The 19,192-nt window shown below is 42.0% G+C and carries 17 protein-coding genes, 2 tRNA genes, 1 rRNA gene and 1 riboswitch; all 20 genes read left to right on the forward strand.

Annotated features, from left to right (window positions below; all coding sequences use genetic code 11):
• Positions 1-20: 20 nt before the first annotated feature.
• The gene (locus G631_RS18310; RefSeq protein WP_051196940.1) at positions 21-1,448 is read left to right on the forward strand and encodes a glycosyltransferase family 2 protein; all 1,428 of its coding nucleotides are present in this window, start codon (positions 21-23) and stop codon (positions 1,446-1,448) included.
• The gene (locus G631_RS0106395) at positions 1,448-2,407 is read left to right on the forward strand and encodes a glycosyltransferase family 2 protein (protein WP_026488742.1); all 960 of its coding nucleotides are present in this window, start codon (positions 1,448-1,450) and stop codon (positions 2,405-2,407) included. Before G631_RS18310 ends, G631_RS0106395 begins: the two co-directional genes overlap by 1 nt.
• Before the next feature lie 26 nt (positions 2,408-2,433).
• The gene (locus G631_RS0106400) at positions 2,434-3,840 is read left to right on the forward strand and encodes an undecaprenyl-phosphate glucose phosphotransferase (RefSeq protein WP_026488743.1); all 1,407 of its coding nucleotides are present in this window, start codon (positions 2,434-2,436) and stop codon (positions 3,838-3,840) included.
• Positions 3,841-3,938: 98 nt separating this feature from the next.
• On the forward strand, positions 3,939-5,288 hold the full coding sequence (locus G631_RS0106405; protein ID WP_026488744.1) for an LCP family protein: 1,350 nt from the start codon (positions 3,939-3,941) through the stop codon (positions 5,286-5,288).
• A 112-nt stretch (positions 5,289-5,400) separates the two neighbouring features.
• Positions 5,401-6,339, forward strand: a complete 939-nt coding sequence (locus tag G631_RS0106410) for a glycosyltransferase family 2 protein (protein ID WP_026488745.1) — start codon at positions 5,401-5,403, stop codon at positions 6,337-6,339.
• 32 nt (positions 6,340-6,371) lie between these two features.
• Entirely contained in the window at positions 6,372-7,028 is a 657-nt protein-coding gene (locus G631_RS18315; protein WP_035789386.1) for a GTP pyrophosphokinase, read from the forward strand.
• 292 nt (positions 7,029-7,320) lie between these two features.
• Positions 7,321-7,818, forward strand: a complete 498-nt coding sequence (locus G631_RS0106420) for a hypothetical protein (RefSeq protein WP_026488746.1) — start codon at positions 7,321-7,323, stop codon at positions 7,816-7,818.
• A 33-nt stretch (positions 7,819-7,851) separates the two neighbouring features.
• Positions 7,852-9,441, forward strand: coding sequence for a M23 family metallopeptidase (locus tag G631_RS0106425; protein WP_026488747.1), 1,590 nt, complete (start codon positions 7,852-7,854; stop codon positions 9,439-9,441).
• 112 nt (positions 9,442-9,553) lie between these two features.
• The gene (locus tag G631_RS0106430; protein ID WP_026488748.1) at positions 9,554-10,846 is read left to right on the forward strand and encodes a UDP-N-acetylglucosamine 1-carboxyvinyltransferase; all 1,293 of its coding nucleotides are present in this window, start codon (positions 9,554-9,556) and stop codon (positions 10,844-10,846) included.
• A 76-nt stretch (positions 10,847-10,922) separates the two neighbouring features.
• Positions 10,923-11,040, forward strand: a riboswitch (FMN riboswitch).
• A 129-nt stretch (positions 11,041-11,169) separates the two neighbouring features.
• The gene (locus tag G631_RS0106435) at positions 11,170-11,949 is read left to right on the forward strand and encodes an ECF transporter S component (RefSeq protein WP_026488749.1); all 780 of its coding nucleotides are present in this window, start codon (positions 11,170-11,172) and stop codon (positions 11,947-11,949) included.
• 102 nt (positions 11,950-12,051) lie between these two features.
• Entirely contained in the window at positions 12,052-12,489 is a 438-nt protein-coding gene (tsaE, locus tag G631_RS0106440) for a tRNA (adenosine(37)-N6)-threonylcarbamoyltransferase complex ATPase subunit type 1 TsaE (protein ID WP_026488750.1), read from the forward strand.
• A gap of 23 nt (positions 12,490-12,512) precedes the next feature.
• Positions 12,513-13,748: a tRNA (adenosine(37)-N6)-threonylcarbamoyltransferase complex dimerization subunit type 1 TsaB gene (gene tsaB, locus G631_RS21110; RefSeq protein ID WP_026488751.1), complete on the forward strand. Its 1,236-nt coding sequence runs from the start codon at positions 12,513-12,515 to the stop codon at positions 13,746-13,748.
• A gap of 33 nt (positions 13,749-13,781) precedes the next feature.
• Positions 13,782-14,702, forward strand: a complete 921-nt coding sequence (locus G631_RS0106450) for a ribonuclease Z (RefSeq protein ID WP_026488752.1) — start codon at positions 13,782-13,784, stop codon at positions 14,700-14,702.
• 59 nt (positions 14,703-14,761) lie between these two features.
• Positions 14,762-15,328 (forward strand): DUF6715 family protein, encoded by a 567-nt coding sequence (locus G631_RS0106455; RefSeq protein WP_026488753.1) that lies wholly within the window; start codon positions 14,762-14,764, stop codon positions 15,326-15,328.
• A gap of 2 nt (positions 15,329-15,330) precedes the next feature.
• Positions 15,331-16,506 carry a tRNA (adenosine(37)-N6)-threonylcarbamoyltransferase complex transferase subunit TsaD gene (gene tsaD / locus G631_RS0106460; protein WP_242829073.1) on the forward strand — a complete coding sequence of 392 codons (1,176 nt, stop codon included), beginning with the start codon at positions 15,331-15,333 and terminating at the stop codon, positions 16,504-16,506.
• A gap of 50 nt (positions 16,507-16,556) precedes the next feature.
• The gene (gene ispD, locus G631_RS0106465; RefSeq protein WP_026488755.1) at positions 16,557-17,264 is read left to right on the forward strand and encodes a 2-C-methyl-D-erythritol 4-phosphate cytidylyltransferase; all 708 of its coding nucleotides are present in this window, start codon (positions 16,557-16,559) and stop codon (positions 17,262-17,264) included.
• A gap of 43 nt (positions 17,265-17,307) precedes the next feature.
• Positions 17,308-18,360, forward strand: a complete 1,053-nt coding sequence (locus G631_RS0106470; RefSeq protein WP_026488756.1) for a glycosyltransferase family 4 protein — start codon at positions 17,308-17,310, stop codon at positions 18,358-18,360.
• A gap of 262 nt (positions 18,361-18,622) precedes the next feature.
• Positions 18,623-18,708, forward strand: a tRNA-Ser gene (locus G631_RS0106475).
• 56 nt (positions 18,709-18,764) lie between these two features.
• Positions 18,765-18,853 (forward strand) — tRNA-Ser (locus G631_RS0106480).
• A 158-nt stretch (positions 18,854-19,011) separates the two neighbouring features.
• Positions 19,012-19,192, forward strand: a 16S ribosomal RNA gene (locus G631_RS0106485); the annotation flags it as partial.

Here is a 19,192-nt window from a genome sequence, read left to right on the forward strand (position 1 = left end):
CTTTATTTGAAAAGGGTGTTATGGGAATAATAAATGCGGTCCGTAAGACAATTGCATATCAGAAACGCAATGGTACAAGGGCCGCATTTTTTGCAGCCCTTGAACGTGTTTCAGATAAAATAAAAAATAAATATGAGTTTGTGCCCTGTAATGAGGCTGCTCTAAACGAGCAGAGGGAAGAGTATAAACTCCTTGCAAAAGCGGGGAACTTGGCGATGTTTAGCATTGTGGTTCCTCTTTTTAATACTCCGGAAAAGTACTTAAGGGAAATGATCGAGTCGGTGATAAATCAGACCTACGGCGACTGGGAGCTTATTTTAGCAGATGCTTCTCCAAAGCCCCTTGATCTTGCCAGGGAGTATGGGGATAAGGATCCCAGGATCAAGTATTATCACCTTGATAAAAATGCTGGGATTTCAGAGAATACCAATAAAGGTATTGAGAAAGCAACAGGGGATTACATAGGTCTTTTGGACCATGATGATTTCCTTACTCCTGATGCGCTCTATGAGGTTTCAAGAGTGATCAGAAAGAGCATGAAGCAGAATAAGCTCTCAGTGTACAAAAGCTGTCCTGTGAGGCTTATTTATTCTGATGAAGATAAATTTGATGATAGCAAGGGGAAATATGTTGAGCCTCACATAAAGCCAGGCTTTAATATGGATCTTCTTTTATCCAATAATTATATCTGCCATTTCACAGTTATGAGGGCGGATGTCATAAGAAGACTAAAGCTCAGAAAAGCTTATGATGGCGCTCAGGACTTTGACTTATTTTTAAGGGCCTGCGCTGAGGCAACTCTTGAGATGCCAGCGGCTTCCGGCCAGGTAGTCCACATTGGAAAGATTTTATATCACTGGAGGTGCCATAGCGCTTCTACAGCGGCCAATCCTGCCAGCAAGACTTATGCCTATGAGGCTGGCAAAAAGGCTCTTTTGGATCTGTGCAACAGATACAGGATAAAGGCTGAGGTTGAGCCTCTTCCTCATCTTGGATTTTACAGGATAAATTATGTTCCAAATATTTATTCCTGCAGAAGTGATGTGGGCTGCGTTGGAGGCAAAATTCTAAATAAAAAGGGAAGAATTGCAGGCGGCGCTTATACTAAGGATAAAAGCCTTATGTATGCAGGGCTTCCTGAAGGGTATAGCGGCGGATTGCAGCACAGAGCTGTTCTGCAGCAGGACTGCTATGCGGTGGACGTTAGATGTATAGCAGTTAGAGAAGATCTTATTCCTGTTTATGAACAGATAACAGGGGTAAAATATGAGAATTCATATATCTGTGCTCTGGACGGGACCCTTGATGGCAAGGTAAGTACTGCGGATGGATTTAGCTCTTTTACTCCAGATGCTATTGTGGAGATGAGTGTCAGATTCGGGGAAGAAATGAAAAGAAGAGGCCTGAGGGTGGTATGGGATCCAAGGGCCGTTAAAAGGGTAAAATAATGAAGGAAGTTGGAGTTATCATCCCCAATTATAATGGGAAAAAATATCTCACAGACTGCCTTAAAAGCCTTCAGAAGCAAAGCTACAGGGATATTGAGATAATCCTTGTGGATAATGGCTCAAGCGATGGGAGTATAGAACTTGTAAAAAGAGATTTCCCAAGCGTAAGGATTGTGAGTCTGCCGGAGAATACAGGCTTTGCCAATGCTGTAAATGTTGGGATCAAGGCGACAAAGGCGGAATATGTATTTCTTTTAAATAATGATACCATCTGCGATGAGGGCGTTATTGAGGCTCTGGGCACAGTCCTTGACCATAAGCCAGGGGTGTTCAGCGTTCAGGCCAAGATGCTTCAGATAAAGGAACCTCATAATATTGATGACGCAGGTGATTATTACTGCGCTCTCGGATGGGCTTTTTCACCTTCCAAGGATAAGCCATTGGAGCGCTACTCCAGAAGGGCCTGCATTACCAGTGCCTGTGCCGGGGCTGCCATGTACAGGAGAGAGGTATTTGAGGAAATTGGCTATTTTGACGAGGCGCATTTTTGCTACCTTGAAGATGTGGATATTGGATATAGAGCAAGGCTTTTTGGCTATGTTAATGTTATGGAGCCTTTGGCTATTGTATACCATGTTGGCAGCGCTTCTAGCGGTTCAAGGCACAACGCATTTAAGGTTGAACTGACTGCAGCCAATAATTTATACTTTATCTATAAGAATATGAATATACTGCAGATAATTATTAACCTTCCATTATTTGTGGCAGGTGTTATAATTAAGCATGTTTTTTATCTTAGAAAAGGGTTGGGGAGAGCTCATATTAAGGGGCTTTCTAAAGGTTTTTCCAAGATTATAAATAATTACGATAAAAGAGTTACCTTTGGCGCAAGGCAGATTTGCTACAGCATTTTGATGCAGTTTGAGCTGTGGATAAATCTGATAAAGAGGATTGTCTGAAGGCGCTGGTAGCTTGGAGCATATAGATGATCAAAGACAACCAGACACATTTAAATAGGGCCCATGTAGTGGTGGACGGGATGATAGTAGCCGGTTCTTACATGCTGTCCTATTATATCAAGTTTGAATCTTTCCTCGGCGATAGAAATCCAGGTGGCCGTCTTTCGATGGAGACCTATTTTTCTGCGCTTTATTTTCTGGTGCCAGGATATCTGCTGCTCTATTACATGGTAAATCTGTACACCTCCAGGCGTGCGCTTAAGCTCTGGGATGAGTTTATCGACATTGTTCAGGCCAATGCTATCGGCGTTTTGAGCTTTTTGGTTTTCCTGTTCATGTTCAAACAAAACGACTTCTCCCGAACCATGATCGCTATGTTTGCTGTGATAAATGTGATTTTTACCACGGTTGCGCATGGACTTCTCAGGCAGCTTTTGAGGTACATCAGGAAAAAGGGTTACAATATCAAGCATATTCTGCTTGTGGGATATTCAAGAGCTGCGGAAGGCTATATCAGCAGAATACAGGAAAATCCGCAGTGGGGATACGATGTTGCAGGAATTCTGGATGACCATGTGCCTATTGATACCAGCTATCACGGAGTCAAGGTTGTTGGAACCATAGATCAGCTTGGAGATTATCTGTCTGTTGGAAGTTATGATGAGATTACGATCACTCTTCCCCTTGACTATTACGATATACTTGAGGAACTTGTGGCCCAGTGTGAGAAATCAGGTGTTCATACCAAGTTCATTCCTGATTATCAGTCTCTTTTCCCTAGTAATCCATATACTGAGGATGTTCAGGGACTTCCTGTTATTAATATTAGATACGTGCCTCTTACTAATTCCTTTAACAGGATTGCGAAGAGACTTGTGGATATTGTGGGATCTTTGATCGCTATAATTCTCTTTTCACCTATTATGATCGCTGCGGCGCTTGCGGTTAAGTTTAGCAGTAAGGGACCTATCATATACAAGCAGGAGAGAATCGGCCTTGGCGGCGAACCCTTTATGATGTACAAATTCAGGACTATGAGGGTTCAGACAGAGGCTGAGGAAAAGAAGGGCTGGACTACCAAAAATGATCCGCGTGTTACCAAGGTTGGCGGCTTTCTTAGAAAGACAAGTATTGACGAGATGCCCCAGTTCTTTAATATTCTCTTTGGCAAGATGAGTCTTGTGGGACCAAGGCCAGAGAGACCTCAGTTTGTTGAAAAGTTCAAGGAGCAGATTCCAAGATATATGGTCAAGCATCAGGTTAGACCAGGACTTACTGGATGGGCTCAGATAAACGGTTACAGAGGTGATACTTCTATCAGGAAAAGAATTGACTATGACATCTACTACATAGAAAACTGGTCAATGCTCTTTGACATAAAGATCATTCTGGGAACCATCAGATATGGCTTTGTCAATAAAAATGCATATTAATATGCGTTGCGTTATTTAATTAGTTGTGGCAAAATGTAAGGTGGTGTGGATTTTTCACATCACCTTTATTATTGCAATTTTGTTGGGAGGTTATATTCATGGGAAATCGTGACGACGAGTATTACGAGAGAGATAATAGAAGGTCATCACAGAGAAGTTCAAGAGATGACAGATACAGAGATGATAGAAGACGTGATTACTACGAGGATGATTACGACTACGATGACAGACCAGTTCGTAGAAGATCGTCTGAGAGTTATGAGAGAAGCGCTACTGCTTCACGTGGCGGATCACGTTCAGGAGCTGGCTCCAGGAGTGGATCTAGACCTTCTGGAAGCCGCCCATCAGGTAGCAGACAGGGCAGCAGATCTGGTAATGGCGGATCAAGAGGTGGCAAGAAGAAAAAGAATCAGACACTTGGAATTGTTCTTGTAATTTCAGAGATATTAGTTGCCTGCGTTCTTTTGTTTGCTGCATATCAGGTATTCTTCAAGGTTGATGTTACTAAGGTTGGTAAGGTCAACATGAATGAAGAAGTTATCAATAAGAGTATCAATGATGGTGTTGCTGAGAACCAGGAGATGAAGGGCTATACCAACATCGCACTGTTTGGTGTTGACTCCCGTGAGGGTGAGCTTACCAAAAAGACAAGAACAGATACCATTATCATTGCATCTATCAATAACTCCAATGGCGATGTGAAGCTTTGCTCAGTATACCGTGATACTTATCTTAACCTTAGTAATGACGAGTACACTAAGTGTAACGCAGCTTATGCTGAAGGTGGTCCAGAGCAGGCTATTTCAATGCTTAACATGAACCTTGATATGGATATTGAGGACTTTATCACTATCGGATTCAGAGGACTTACAGATGTTGTTGATGCTCTTGGCGGTGTTCCTATCGAGGTAACAGATGCTGAGATTTCTCACCTTAACAACTACCAGGCTACTATGGCGCAGGAACTTAAGCTTAACTACACACCAGTTCAGAGTGCAGGCCTTCAGACACTTAATGGCCTTCAGGCAACAGCTTACTGCCGTATCAGATACACTGCTGGAGATGACTTTAAGAGAGCTGAGAGACAGAGAACAGTTCTTATGGCTTGCCTTGAGAAGGCAAAGGGCATGAGCTATTCACAGCTTGAGACAGTTGCCAACAAGGCGTTTGGTGAGACTTACACATCACTTGACCTGGAGGAGATCCTTGCTCTTCTTAAGAATATTGCTAATTACGAAGTAGTAGATAACAATGGATTCCCAGAGGAATCAATGCGTGCAACAGGTACAATTGGTAAGAAGGGAAGCTGCGTAGTTGCAGTTGATCTTGAATCAAATGTAAAGTGGCTGCATCAGTTCCTGTTTGAGGATTCTGAATATACAGTATCTGAGGATGTTAAGAAGTACAGCGATAAGATCAAGTCTGATACAAGCTCTTATTTGAATTAAGAGTCGTGTCGTTATTTCTTATTGGGACATTTTTTGATAAAATTATAGGGGCAGGGTTTATTGCAACCCGTGCCCCTTTTCGTTACAATATTTAATTTTTTGCGAGGAATTTATGAATACTGTAGATGTCATTATACCCACCTACAAACCAGATATATCACTTTTCAGACTGATTGATGACCTGGAGAGACAGTCTATAAGACCTGAACATATTATTATCATGAACACTGAGGAGCACTATTGGGATGAACTGATTAAATCCAGTAGAGAGAACCCTCTGGAGAAATTTGACAATATAATTGTAAGACATGTAGCCAAGAGTGAATTTGATCATGGAGAGACCAGAAATCAGGGAGTAGCTCTTTCTACAGCAGAATTCTTTCTGATGATGACTCAGGATGCATTTCCCAAGGACAAGATGCTTATAGCAAGTCTTGCTAAGGCTCTTGATAGCGATGTTGCGGCAGCTTATGCAAGGCAGTACCCCAAGACGGACTGTAATCTTGCTGAGAGATACAGCAGGAAATTCAACTATCCCAATGAGCCTATGAAGAAAACTCAGAAGGACGTTGAGAAACTTGGCATCAAGACATACTTTTGCTCAAATGTCTGTGCTATGTACAGGCGGGACATTTATGACAGGATTGGGGGCTTTACTCACAAGACTATCTTTAATGAGGATATGGTTTATGCCGGAAATGCCTGCAAGAAGGGTTATGCAATATGCTATGTTCCAGAGGCTGGAGTTATTCATTCCCACAATTATACTTGTATGCAGCAGTTCCATCGAAACTTTGATCTTGGCGTATCCCAGACTGATCATCAGGAAATCTTTGGCGGAATCAGCTCTGAGTCAGAGGGCAAGAAGATGGTCAGACAGACAGTTCAGCATTTTAGACATATTGGTAAGTCCTATCTCATTCCTCACTATATTGTAATGTGTGGATGCAGATTTTTGGGCTACAAGCTAGGCAGGAACTACAAGAAGCTTCCAAAGAGCTTTGTCAGGGCTTTTTCAATGAACAAGGAGTATTGGACAGAAACTGTTTGACGATTCATTTCGTCGCTGAATAGGAGACTACTATGGAACTAGATCTTGCTGGAAGTAATATCAGGATTTCTGATGATATTAAGACCTGGGAGGAAGTTAACCTCCTTTATAATTCTGCTCTCAAGCAGATCACAACCAAGATAGAGATTCTCAATGAAGAGTTTCAGGAGGTGCACAGGTATAATCCTATCGAGCACACTAAGGCAAGACTCAAGGCTCCTGAGAGTATTGTCAAGAAACTTAAGAGAAACGGTTATGAATCTACAATCGAGAACATGGTCCGTTACGTCAACGATATTGCTGGCGTCAGGATCATCTGTTCCTTTACTTCTGATATCTATAAGATTGCTGAAATGATCAGCAATCAGAAGGATATCCAGGTTCTTACAGTCAAGGACTACATCATGAACCCCAAACCAAGCGGATATAGGAGCTATCACATGATAGTATCGCTTCCTGTCTATCTTTCTGACAGGATTGTTAATGTTAAGGTGGAAATACAGATACGTACTGTTGCCATGGATTTCTGGGCTTCTCTTGAGCATAAGATACAGTATAAGTTTGAGGGGAAAGCGCCAACGCATATTAATTCAGAACTTCATGAATGTGCCAAGATGGTGGCAGATCTGGATGCGAGAATGTTGTCTCTTAATGAGGAGATTCTGGCGATATCAGAGGGGAAATATTGAGCTATTCGCCAAATGGATAAAATAAAAAAGGGTACAAAATGAGGAGTGGGTAGATACGGTCGCCCGCACCTACCCTATTATGAAAAAATCTATCTTTCGTTTGTCAGTTGCCGTATTCCTTACGGCTATGTAAATACTATACAATGCAATTATTAACAAATTATGAACAACTAATGAACAGATAGTAAAATGCGACAATAAAAATCTTTTTACAAAGTCAAACTTGTTAAAAGTGCATAATAAATGTATGATTGTGTTGTTTGATATTCTTTAATTGTTGGGAGGAAGTACAGTGGAAAACTTTATGAACAAGCTTGCTGAGAAGTTTAGCTCACAGGATATCATCAGGGCCAATTCACAGGCTGAGGCTGCAGAGAATGCCAGGATAAAGCAGGAAGCAGAGCAGTATAAAGCTCAGCTCGAAGAGATGAAACGCACGTCGGAGGAATATAGAGCAATTCTTGAGGAAATGCGCAGCGATGCAGGGGACTACAAGGCTCAGCTTCAGGAGATGAAGGAAGAGACCAGACAGTACAAGGAAAAACTCGAGGAAAACCAGACAAAGATCCACGACGTAGGAGTTCAGGTATATAGAAATGTCCAGGCAGTGATAGAGAAGAGCCAGGACAGAAATAAAGAGGAAATAAAAGATATACAAAACAGACTTGAAACTCTTCAGGTTTCTGTTGAGACCAAGAATAGCGCTCTGTTACCTCTTTCTATTATTACTATACTGCTTGTAATTGCAGATTTAGTATTTAATATTCTTCGTTTTCTTGGTATTATCTAAAGGTACGACTATTTTTAGGAAGTAATTTTATCTATGATTTTTAGAAATACAGTTTTTAGAAATAAGATCAAAATATGGTTTTTGCATTCCACTCTGGTGGTTATAGTGGCATGGATACTCTTTATGCCAAGCTTTGTTAAATATCAGAAGGGCGGCAATAATATTTTTAGGGTTGTATTAAATGGTGTTGAGGTTGGAACGGTGGAGTCCAGGGATGATGCCTATGAGGCACTCAGAATGGCCAGGAAATCTATATCCAACAGCACAGATGAACTTACACTAGCTAATGCCAATCTTGATGTAGAGGGACAGAACGTACTATGGGGTACGGTTCAGTCCCCTTCTGTTGTGGCCTTTAATATGGAGACTGTTTTAAATGACAGCAAGAAGAGCACACTTAATAGAGCGTATTCAATCAAGATCAATGAGTTTTCTGTTAATCTTGCCAGCATCGATGAAGTTATGAAACTTCTTGAGACAGCTCTTTCTAACTATGATACAGAGGATCAGTATGATGTGAGTCTTGTACTAGACCCAGGTCGTGAAGTTAACGTCCTTACTACGAATGTTCAGAGTAAGGAAGAGGTAAAAAGAGAAGAAGAGATAGCCCAGACTAGTATGCCTGAGTCAGGTTTTTTTGCAACTATCTCTGAAATTGTTAATGAAGCAACTCCTCTGGCTTATGACAAGGACTTTAGCGATTACAAGCTTGGCCTTATGTCCATAGATTTTGAAGATAAGGTTGAGATTGTTGAGAGCTATCTGCCAGATGATGAGCTTACACCTCTTTCAGAAGCTATAGATGAAGTTACCAAGGATAAAGAAACCAATCAGATATATGAGGTTAAATCAGGAGATACCCTTAGTTCAATTGCTCTTGAGTATGGACTTACTGTTCAGGATCTTATAGATATGAACGAATCTCTTGAGGATGAGTTTACCAGAATAAGAACCGAGGATGAACTTATAGTTACTGTCCCTGAGCCTGAGCTCTCTGTTGTGTATACTGTTGAAGAGTATTACGAGGAAGATTATGAGGCTGAGATAGAGTATGTTGATAACAACAGCTGGTATACAACACAGTCCAAGGTCCTGCAGGAGCCATCAGCTGGCCATCGTAAGGTTGTTGCTCTGATAAGCTATACAGACAAGAGTGAAAATGGCAGAGAGATAGAAAAAGAGGAAGTGACTTACCCTGCAGTTCCCAAGATTGTAGAGAGGGGAACTATTGTACCACCTACTTATATCAAGCCAATTTCCGGTGGAAGACTTACTTCTGGATTTGGAAGAAGAAGTGCACCTAAAAAGGGAGCTTCTACTTACCACAAGGGAGTTGACTGGGCAACACCAGTAGGAACCGCTGTTGTGGCATCTTCTTCGGGAACAGTTACAAGAGCCGGATGGGGAAGCGGATACGGTTATTGTGTATATATCAAGCATGCAGATGGAAGGGAAACAAGATATGGACACCTTTCCAAGGTACTTGTTTCTACAGGACAGAAGGTATCACAGGGGCAGAAGATTGCACTTTCAGGTAATACTGGTGTTTCTACTGGACCACACCTTCACTTTGAAATCCTTATAAACGGTTCTCAGGTGAACCCTCTTAATTATTTGAATTAAAGCGTAATAAGTTGTATGCTTTTAAGAGGTAGTTTTACAAAGTTGTATGTTTGTGATATAAATATTATTTGTTTGTTTTAAGAAGATTGTACACGCAACAGAGAGGTTGCTCATGGAAAAATATGTAATAAAGGGCGGAAATCCCCTTGTAGGAGAGGTTGAGATTGGCGGTGCCAAGAATGCTGCACTGGCTATTTTGGCCGCTGCTATCATGTCAGATGAGACCGTCTATATAGATAATGTGCCAGATGAATCAGATACAAATGCAATGCTCCAGGCTATCAGAAGTTCAGGAGCCTTTGTTGAGAAGACTGGCAGACATTCAGTCAAGATAAATGCTTCACAGATAAAAGATTATATTTTTGATAACGATGATATTAAGAAAATAAGAGCTTCTTATTACCTTTTGGGAGCACTTCTTGGTAAATACAAACAAGCTGGAGTAGTTCTTCCAGGAGGCTGTAGCATAGGCCTTAGACCTATTGACCAGCATATCAAGGGCTTTACTGCGCTTGGAGCTAAGGTCAATATTGGACACGGCATAATAGATGCCCGCGCCGATGCACTTGTTGGAAGTCATATTTATCTAGATGTTGTGAGCGTAGGAGCTACTATCAATATCATGATGGCTGCATCGATGGCAGAAGGTAAGACCATAATAGAGAATGCTGCCAAGGAGCCTCACGTAGTTGACTTTGCTAACTTCCTTAATAGTATGGGAGCTAATATCAAGGGCGCTGGAACTGATGTTATCAGGATCAAGGGCGTTGAGAGACTTCATGGAACAGAGTATACGATCATTCCGGATCAGATTGAGGCTGGAACATTCATGCTCGCAGCCGCTGCTACCAAGGGTGACATTACTGTCAAGAACGTTATCCCCAAGCATTTGGAATCAATAAGTGCCAAGCTTATTGAGATGGGATGTCAGATCCATGAGTCTGATGATGCGGTTAGAGTAGTAGCTACCAGAAGACTTCAGAACACACATGTCAAGACCCTTCCATATCCAGGATATCCTACGGATATGCAGCCACAGATTACAGTAGCTTTGGGACTTGCCAGTGGAATCAGTATTGTAACAGAGAGCATTTTTGAAAATAGATTCAAGTATGTAGATGAGCTTACCAGAATGGGAGCCAGCATCAAGGTTGAGGGTAGCACAGCTATCATAGAGGGTGTGGACAAGTATACCGGTGCTACTGTTTCTGCTCCTGATCTTCGTGCAGGCGCTGCGCTTGTAATTGCAGCTCTTACTGCAGAGGGGTATTCTACAGTAGAGGATATCAAGTATATTGAGAGAGGTTATGAGGATTTTGATCAGAAGATCCGCGACCTTGGAGGACAGATTGAGAAGGTGGACTCCGACAGAGATATCCAGAAGTTTAAGATGAAACATGCTTGATAAAAAGAAAAATTAAATTATATACAATTAGTATTGACAACAGTATATATAGAAGTCTAATATAAGTTTTAGAAAAAAGATTCTTCGGGGCAGGGTGTAAATCCCAACCGGCGGTATAGTCCGCGACCCGCTTAGGCGGTTGATTTGGTGCAATTCCAAAACCGACAGTATAGTCTGGATGAGAGAAGAATGAGAAAAGGTTTTATGGATTAATAGCCCCAGGTCTTGTTTTTGACTTGGAGCTTTTTCTTTTGCCCAGAAATAATGGTGCGAGAACCCAATCTCTCAGTTTTATCAACCCGATGTGAAAAGGAGAGAAAAACATGAACGAGACACAGACACTATTCGACACAGTAAGAAACAACTGGACAACCTTCCTGGCATTGGTGCTTTTGATCGTAGGCGCTATTGCAATTACTATCGTTGCGGAGAAGATTGCCAGCAAGAAGGAAAAAGAGCTCACAGGACATGCAGAAGGACTTTTAAGCGTCAGAAAGATTGCCATAACTGGTGTGTTTTCAGCTATTGCATTTGTTCTTATGTTCCTTGAGTTTCCACTTTTCTTTGCGCCAGGCTTTTATAAGTTTGACTTTAGTGATATTCCAGCTCTTATAGGCGGATTTGCTGCTGGGCCCCTTGTAGGCGTAATGATTGAGTTTATAAAGGTTGCTCTCAACATCCTTCTTCAGGGAACAACTTCCGGATTTGTAGGTGAGATTGCAAACTTTGTTGTAGGAGCTGCATTTATTCTGCCTTCAACAATCATCTACAGATTTAAGAAAACTAGAAAAGCTGCCCTTATCAGCTGCTTTGTTGGAACAGCTTGTATTTCACTTGTAGGAGCACTTCTTAATGCATTTTTCCTTCTTCCTGCTTATGCAATCATGTTCGGAAGCGGAATTGATGCTTTTGTACAGATGGGAGCTGCAATCAATCCTGCTATCACGAATGTAACTACATTCTGTCTCTTTGCAGTTGCTCCATTTAACCTTGTTAAGGGACTTGCTGATTCGGCAATCACATTCCTTGTATACAAGCAGCTTAGCCCAATTCTTAAGGCTGACCAGATGGCAGTACCCAAAAAGAAAGTTGTTGAGGCATAAATATTTTCAAAACTAAATAAGTTTAGAGATGGCGCCCTTTTTGGAGGGGCGCCATTTTTATGATATACTATAAAAGAGAAATTATGTTTTTGTGAGGCTTTTATGGATATTGTTACAAAGCATGAGACGTTTAGCGCTCAGGAAACCTTTGAAATTGGTCGTAGAATTGGAGAAAATGCTCAGCCTGGAATGGTGTATACTCTTGTGGGTGATCTTGGAGTTGGCAAAACGGTGCTTACCCAGGGAGTAGCAAGAGGCCTGGGAATAGAAGGGCCTGTCAGCAGTCCTACATTCACTATTTTGCAGGTGTATGATGAAGGCCGAATCCCCTTTTACCATTTTGATGTGTACAGGATCGGCGATGTGAGCGAAATGGACGAGATTGGGTATGAGGACTATTTCTATGGAGATGGAATCTGCTTTGTGGAGTGGGCTAATCTTATAGAGGAACTTTTGCCAGAACATTACACAGAGATAGTCATTGAAAAGAATCTTGAAAAAGGTTTTGATTATCGTCTGATCACTATGACCAAGAAATAAATTTATTAGATAAAGAGTAGATTATGAAGATATTAGGAATTGACACATCAGGACTGGTGGGAGCTGTGGCTATTGCTGATGGCGATATGCTTGTTTCCCAGTTTTCAGTTCAATATAAAACAACACATTCTGAGATTTTAATGCCAATGCTTGAGGACATCAGCAAGAAGATACATCTTGATCTGTCCAGCATTGATGCTATAGCTGTGGCAAAGGGGCCTGGCTCTTTTACCGGCCTTCGTATTGGAAGTGCCACAGCCAAGGGACTGGCCCTTGCTCTTGATAAACCGATAATACCGATTCCTACAGTGGATGCCATTGCGTATAACCTGTATGGAGTAGAAAAGATAATATGCCCTATGATGGATGCTAAGAGAAAGCAGGTGTACACAGGTCTTTATACCTTCGTGCCCAAAACGAGAGAAGGCAAGAGCCTTGAGAGAACCTTTGACATGCAGGTGATCCATGAGCAGTTTGCCACATCTATCGAGGATATCGCTGCAAGGATCAATGAAATTGGCAAGCCTGTAGTTCTTTTGGGAGATGGTGTTCCAGCTTATCATGACGAGATTGAGGAACTTTTGAAGGTTCCATTTTCTATTGCTCCTATGCACCAGAACAGGCAGAATGGAGCAGCACTTTGCGCTCTTGCCATGCAGTATGCTAAAGAGGGCAGGATGGTCTCTTCTGACGAATTTGCACCTGAGTATCTAAGGCTATCCCAGGCTGAAAGGGAAGCCAGGGAAAAAGGCGCTGGTGAGACTACAGATAGGGAGAAGAGAAAGCTTGAATCCCGTAAGACCCCTGGAATTGTCAGAATCAGGCAGATGACAGCTGAGGATATTACAGATGCAGCTCTTTTGGAAAAAGAGAATCTTGGAAAAGAAGCCTGGACTCAGAACCAGCTTGCTACAGCTCTTACAAGGGATGACACGATTTATCTTGTGGCTGAGAAAGCCGGAAGGATTGTTGGCATGTGCGGCGTTCAGAATATTTCTGGAGACGGCGAGGTTACCAATGTGTCTGTAGCAGGAGACTGCAGAGGCGAGGGCATTGGCTACAAGATGATGAAGCAGCTTCTGGAAAGAGGCCATGGAATCGGAATCAGGGACTATACTTTGGAAGTCAGGGCTGGCAATGAACATGCCATAAAGCTCTACGAGAGGCTTGGCTTTGTGTCTGAGGGGCTAAGACCAGGCTTTTATGATGAACCCAAGGAAGATGCTGCCATCTACTGGAAACGTAGACAGGAAGAGTAATATTTAGTTTTTTTACAGAGGAATAAGGAATTTATGATAGATGTATGTTTACTTGGAACTGGCGGGATGATGCCACTTCCTAACCGCTTTCTCACTTCTCTTATGGTGAGATACAACGGAAAATGCGTACTCATCGATTGTGGTGAGGCAACGCAGATTGCTATGAAAAAGAAGGGCATTAGCTCTAAACCAATTGATGTTATTTGTTTTACTCATTTTCACGCAGATCACGTTTCAGGACTTCCGGGAATGCTACTGACTATGGGAAATGCAGAGAGGACGGAACCTCTTTTGATCGTTGGGCCAAAGGGGGTTGAGAGAGTTGTAAATGCGCTGAGGACTATAGCTCCGGAACTTCCTTTCGAAATAAGATTCAAGGAACTTACGACCGAGGAAGATACCTTTGAAATTGATGGAATGCCAGGATTTAGTATTACGGCATTTAAGGTTAATCATAATATTACCTGTTATGGCTATAGTATGAGCCTTAAGAGACAGGGCAAGTTTAATGTAGAGGCTGCAACTGCAGCGGGAATTGAAAGGCAGTATTGGAACAGCCTGCAAAAGGGTGAGACTATCACTCTTGAGGATGGCAGGGTATTTACGCCAGATATGGTGCTGGGGGCCGATAGAAAGGGCATCAAGCTGACTTATACCACTGACACAAGACCTACGGATAGTATTGTTCGAAATGCGGCAGATTCAGATCTTTTTATCTGTGAAGGAATGTATGGCGAGCCAGACAAACAGGCCAAGGCCAGAGAGTATAAACATATGACCTTCTATGAGGCAGCCAGGATGGCAAGGGATGCCAAGGTAAAAGAAATGTGGCTTACCCACTACAGTCCATCGCTGGTCAATCCGGCTGAATATCTTCCGGAGGCCAAGAAGATTTTTTCAAAGACTATTGCAGCCAAGGACGGACGTAGCGTAGAACTTCGCTTTGAGGAATGATGTGTAATAACAGTATTGTTAACTGATGCGCAGGGGTGACCTGCCAGAAAAGAGGGGAAATGGAAAACAGTACAAAGTCTGCACTTATCAAATCAGTAGTTTTGGTTTTGCTTGGAGCTATTTTTATTTTGGGAATCTATTTTGTCCTGACTAGGGGAAAACGTGGCGACAATAGCGAGAACTACAAGCTTACAGTGGTTGATGAGATCACAACTACTAACTTGGACAAAAATTATCCCGCTGACCCTAGAATGGTGGTTGAGTTTTATTGCAAGATCATGCAGACAATGTATAAAGAGACATATTCAGATGAACAGGCAGATCAGATGATAAATGTTTTATCTGGTATCATGGACAGTGAACTTCTTGATAATCAGGTCAATTTCAACAAGTCCATCAAGGATGAAGTTACTCAGAGAAAAAAAGATGATTATTCTATGTCGGTATATCAGGTGCAGCGTATAGGCATGGAAGGAAAGTTAGACGGTAGAAATGCGTGCACAGTTGACTGCTATATTTATTTAAGGCAGGGAACAGCTGGAATTCCAGCGATATATCAGTTTTTATTAAGACAGGATGGCGATGGCAGGTGGAAAATCCTGGGTTGGCAGACTAAAGAGGGATAATAATGAAGATAGATAAAAATGTTGAAGATGACGGTGTCATCTTTATGTCAATAAAGGACGGCAATTCCGATGCTGTCAAGGATAATGCTTCTAAAAAGCAACAGGACGGAGCAGGAACTATCAGCAAGGACTCAGGAGATGTGCTTATTCTCGCTATAGAGAGCTCCTGTGATGAAACTGCAGCTGCAGTTGTCAAAAACGGAAGAGAGGTTCTTTCAAATATTATTTCGTCTCAGATTGCACTGCATACTATTTACGGCGGTGTTGTTCCTGAGATTGCATCCAGAAAGCATGTTGAGAAGATGAATGGGTGTATCAGGGCAGCTCTTTCAGAAGCCCATCTTACACTTAAAGATATTGATGCTGTTGCAGTAACCTACGGCCCTGGCCTTGTAGGAGCTCTTTTAGTGGGAGTATCTGAGGCAAAGGCTATTTCTTTTGCCACAGGTAAGCCTCTTATCGGTGTGCATCATATTGAGGGCCATATCAGCGCTAATTTCATCGAAAATAAGGATTTGGAACCGCCTTTTGTATGCCTTGTTGTATCTGGCGGTCACTCTCATCTTGTTGTGGTAAAAGATTATGGTGAATACGAGATAATAGGACAGACCAGAGATGATGCGGCAGGAGAAGCTTTTGACAAGGTGGCAAGGGCAATTGGCCTTGGCTATCCTGGAGGACCCAAGATTGATAAGGCCGCCAGGGAAGGAAATCCTGATGCCTTCACATTCCCACAGGCTCAGATACCAGATGCGGAATACGATTTTTCTTTTAGCGGGTTAAAATCTTCAGTTCTAAACTATATAAATCAGGCTAAAATGCAGGGACAGGAACTGAACCAGGCCGACGTAGCAGCTTCTTTTCAGAAGGCAGTTGTGGAGGTTTTGGTATCTCATGCTATCAAAGCCTGCAAGGAATATGGCTACAATAAGCTTGCTATTGCAGGCGGAGTTGCTTCTAACTCTGGACTTAGAGAACTTATGGAAAAAGAGTGCAAGGCTAATAAGATACAGTTCTATAGGCCATCACCAGTTTTGTGTACCGACAATGCGGCTATGATTGGTGCTGCGGCTTATTACGAGTATATAAAGGGCGTGAGATTTGGCCTTGATATGAATGCTGTACCGAATCTGCCACTAGGAGACAGAGAGCGCAAATTCCACGGAAGAGGGAATTGAGTGTCTGATCTGAAATGATAAGTATGTGATTGATTCGTTGGAGGTTTTGTATGAAAACTGTGGCTATTGTACTTGCTGCAGGAAGCGGCAGCAGGATGAATTCTGATGTTAAAAAGCAGTACATGGAGATTGGGGGAAAACCTCTAATTTATTATTCTTTGAAGGCTTTTGAAGAAAGCATAATCGATGATATAGTCCTAGTGGTTTCCCGCGGTGATGTGGATTATGTCAGAAAAGATATTGTGGAAAAGTATGGGTTCGATAAGGTTACAGCAATTGTGGAAGGCGGACTAGCCAGATACCACAGTGTTCGACTTGGCCTGATGGCAGCAGCTCCAGACTGTGAGTATGCCTTTATCCATGATGGTGCAAGGCCTTTTATCACAGACGACATTATCTTAAGGGCATTGCATGCTGTAAAGGAGTATGGCGCTTGTGTTGTTGGTATGCCTGTCAAGGATACTATTAAAATTGCTGACGACAAGGGCTTTGCCGAGAGCACTCCTGACAGGGCTCATACCTGGCTCATCCAGACACCACAAGTCTTTTCCTACAAGATGATCCTGGAATTGTATCAGCGACTTGACAGAGAAGAGGGAGAACTTATGGCTAGGGGCGTCAATATTACTGATGACGCCATGGTTGTGGAGTATTTTACTGACAAAAAAGTCAAACTGGTGGAGGGATCTTATACAAATATAAAAATAACGACGCCAGATGATATTCCCTCAGCAGAGGCTATTTTAAAGAATATGTGATGCCATTTATACCATTTACTAGTACGTTGGGAGATTTAAATTTATGAGCACAGAGATTAAGGTGCTAATGGTGGGGCCGGATAGAGGCGTTCACGGTGGAATATCTGCAGTTGTCAATGAGCTTTATGCTGCGGGATTTGATCGGAAAGTAAGTCTTAAATACATAGGAACAATGAAAGAGGGCAGCAAACTAAGAAAGCTTTTGGTGGCTGCCTTTGCTTATTGCCGTTTTGTAAAAGAACTATCATGGTGCGACGTTGTACATATACACTTTTCTTCAGATTCCAGCTTTATGAGAAAATCTTTTTTTATAAAAAGAGCCAGGAAAAATGGCAAGAAAATAGTTCTTCATCAGCATGGCGGGGATTTTAAGACCTATTACAATGAGCAGCTTAGTGCATCAAAAAGAGATTATGTGAGAAAAATCCTTGATATGGGCGATGTGATGCTGGTTCTGACTAAGGGATGGAAGGATTTCTTTGGACAGATAACAGATCCGGACAAGATAGAAGTATTTCCTAACAGTATAAGGGTTGCAGATTGCCATGTACAGGGCGAGAAGGACTACAATAAGGTGCTGTTCCTGGGGAGGATATGCCGGGATAAGGGAATTGATGAGCTTTTGGAAGCAATGAAGCAGATATATAGCGTCAATAAGGATGCGCATCTTTATTTAGGCGGAATATATGAGGACTCTGAATATAAAGAAAAAGTGGAAAACTGCAGTGACTTTGTGACTTACCTTGGATGGATAAATGGCGAGGAAAAGAACAAGTACCTTGATGAGTGTGGTGTACTGGTTCTTCCGTCATATTATGAAGGGTTTCCTGTATCCATAATAGAAGCTCTATTGCATGGTTGCGTAGTTGCAGCCAGTGCTGTAGGCGGTATTCCTGAAATAATAGATGATGGGATTGATGGTATTTTATTTAAGCCCAAGGATGAAAAGGCGGTAAAGAATGCCCTTGAAATGGCGATGAGTGATAAAGAAAAAGCACTTTCCATGGGGAAAATAGGCCAGAAAAAAGTGATTGAGAAGTATTCTGTAGAGACAAATATCAAGAGATTATTGGAAATTTACAAAAAAATTCAGTAAAAGATTTTGGAGATTCTTTGCAAAATAGGGAAAGCTGCAGAATGCATCAACCATGCGGCTTTTGATGCTGTTAATGGTAAAAAAGTGGTTTGAATAAGCGTAAAAGCTCTGCCTAAAATAGCGTAATATTATAAAAACTTTAAAAAAAATAGAAAAAACATGTTGACACTTTAGGTTTGCTTTGTTAATATAAATCTTGCGCTGCGGTGAGCGACACAAACACTCACACGAAAGCGAATCTTATTTTAATAATAAGACACTCGGAGCGATATCGAAGCGGTCATAACGAGGCGGTCTTGAAAACCGTTTGGCGGCAACGCCACAAGGGTTCGAATCCCTTTCGCTCCGCTTAATTATGAACACGCTGCTATACAGCAATATAATTATTGTTAATCAACTATTTTGCAGAAGTACTCAAGTGGTTGAAGAGACACCCCTGGAAAGGGTGCAGGTCGTTAATAGCGGCGCGAGGGTTCAAATCCCTCCTTCTGCGTTGCCTTATGCAACTAGTAAGGCTCATAATTATAAGCACCTTGACAAATAAACAGTAATGCAACCCTGAAAAATTCCAAGAGAATTTATTCAGAACAAATTAGTAAATAACGGACAGAACAAAAAGCCAAGCTTGAGTTCTGGCCAGATCAAACTTTTAAACGTGAGAGTTCGATCCTGGCTCAGGATGAACGCTGGCGGCGTGCCTAACACATGCAAGTCGAACGGAGATTTAACGCTGATGAGGCTTCGGCGGAATCTTGTTAAATCTTAGTGGCGGACGGGTGAGTAACGCGTGGGCAACCTGCCTCATACTGGGGGATAACAGTTGGAAACGACT

Source organism: Butyrivibrio sp. XBB1001, from assembly GCF_000424505.1.
Lineage (GTDB): Bacteria > Bacillota > Clostridia > Lachnospirales > Lachnospiraceae > Butyrivibrio.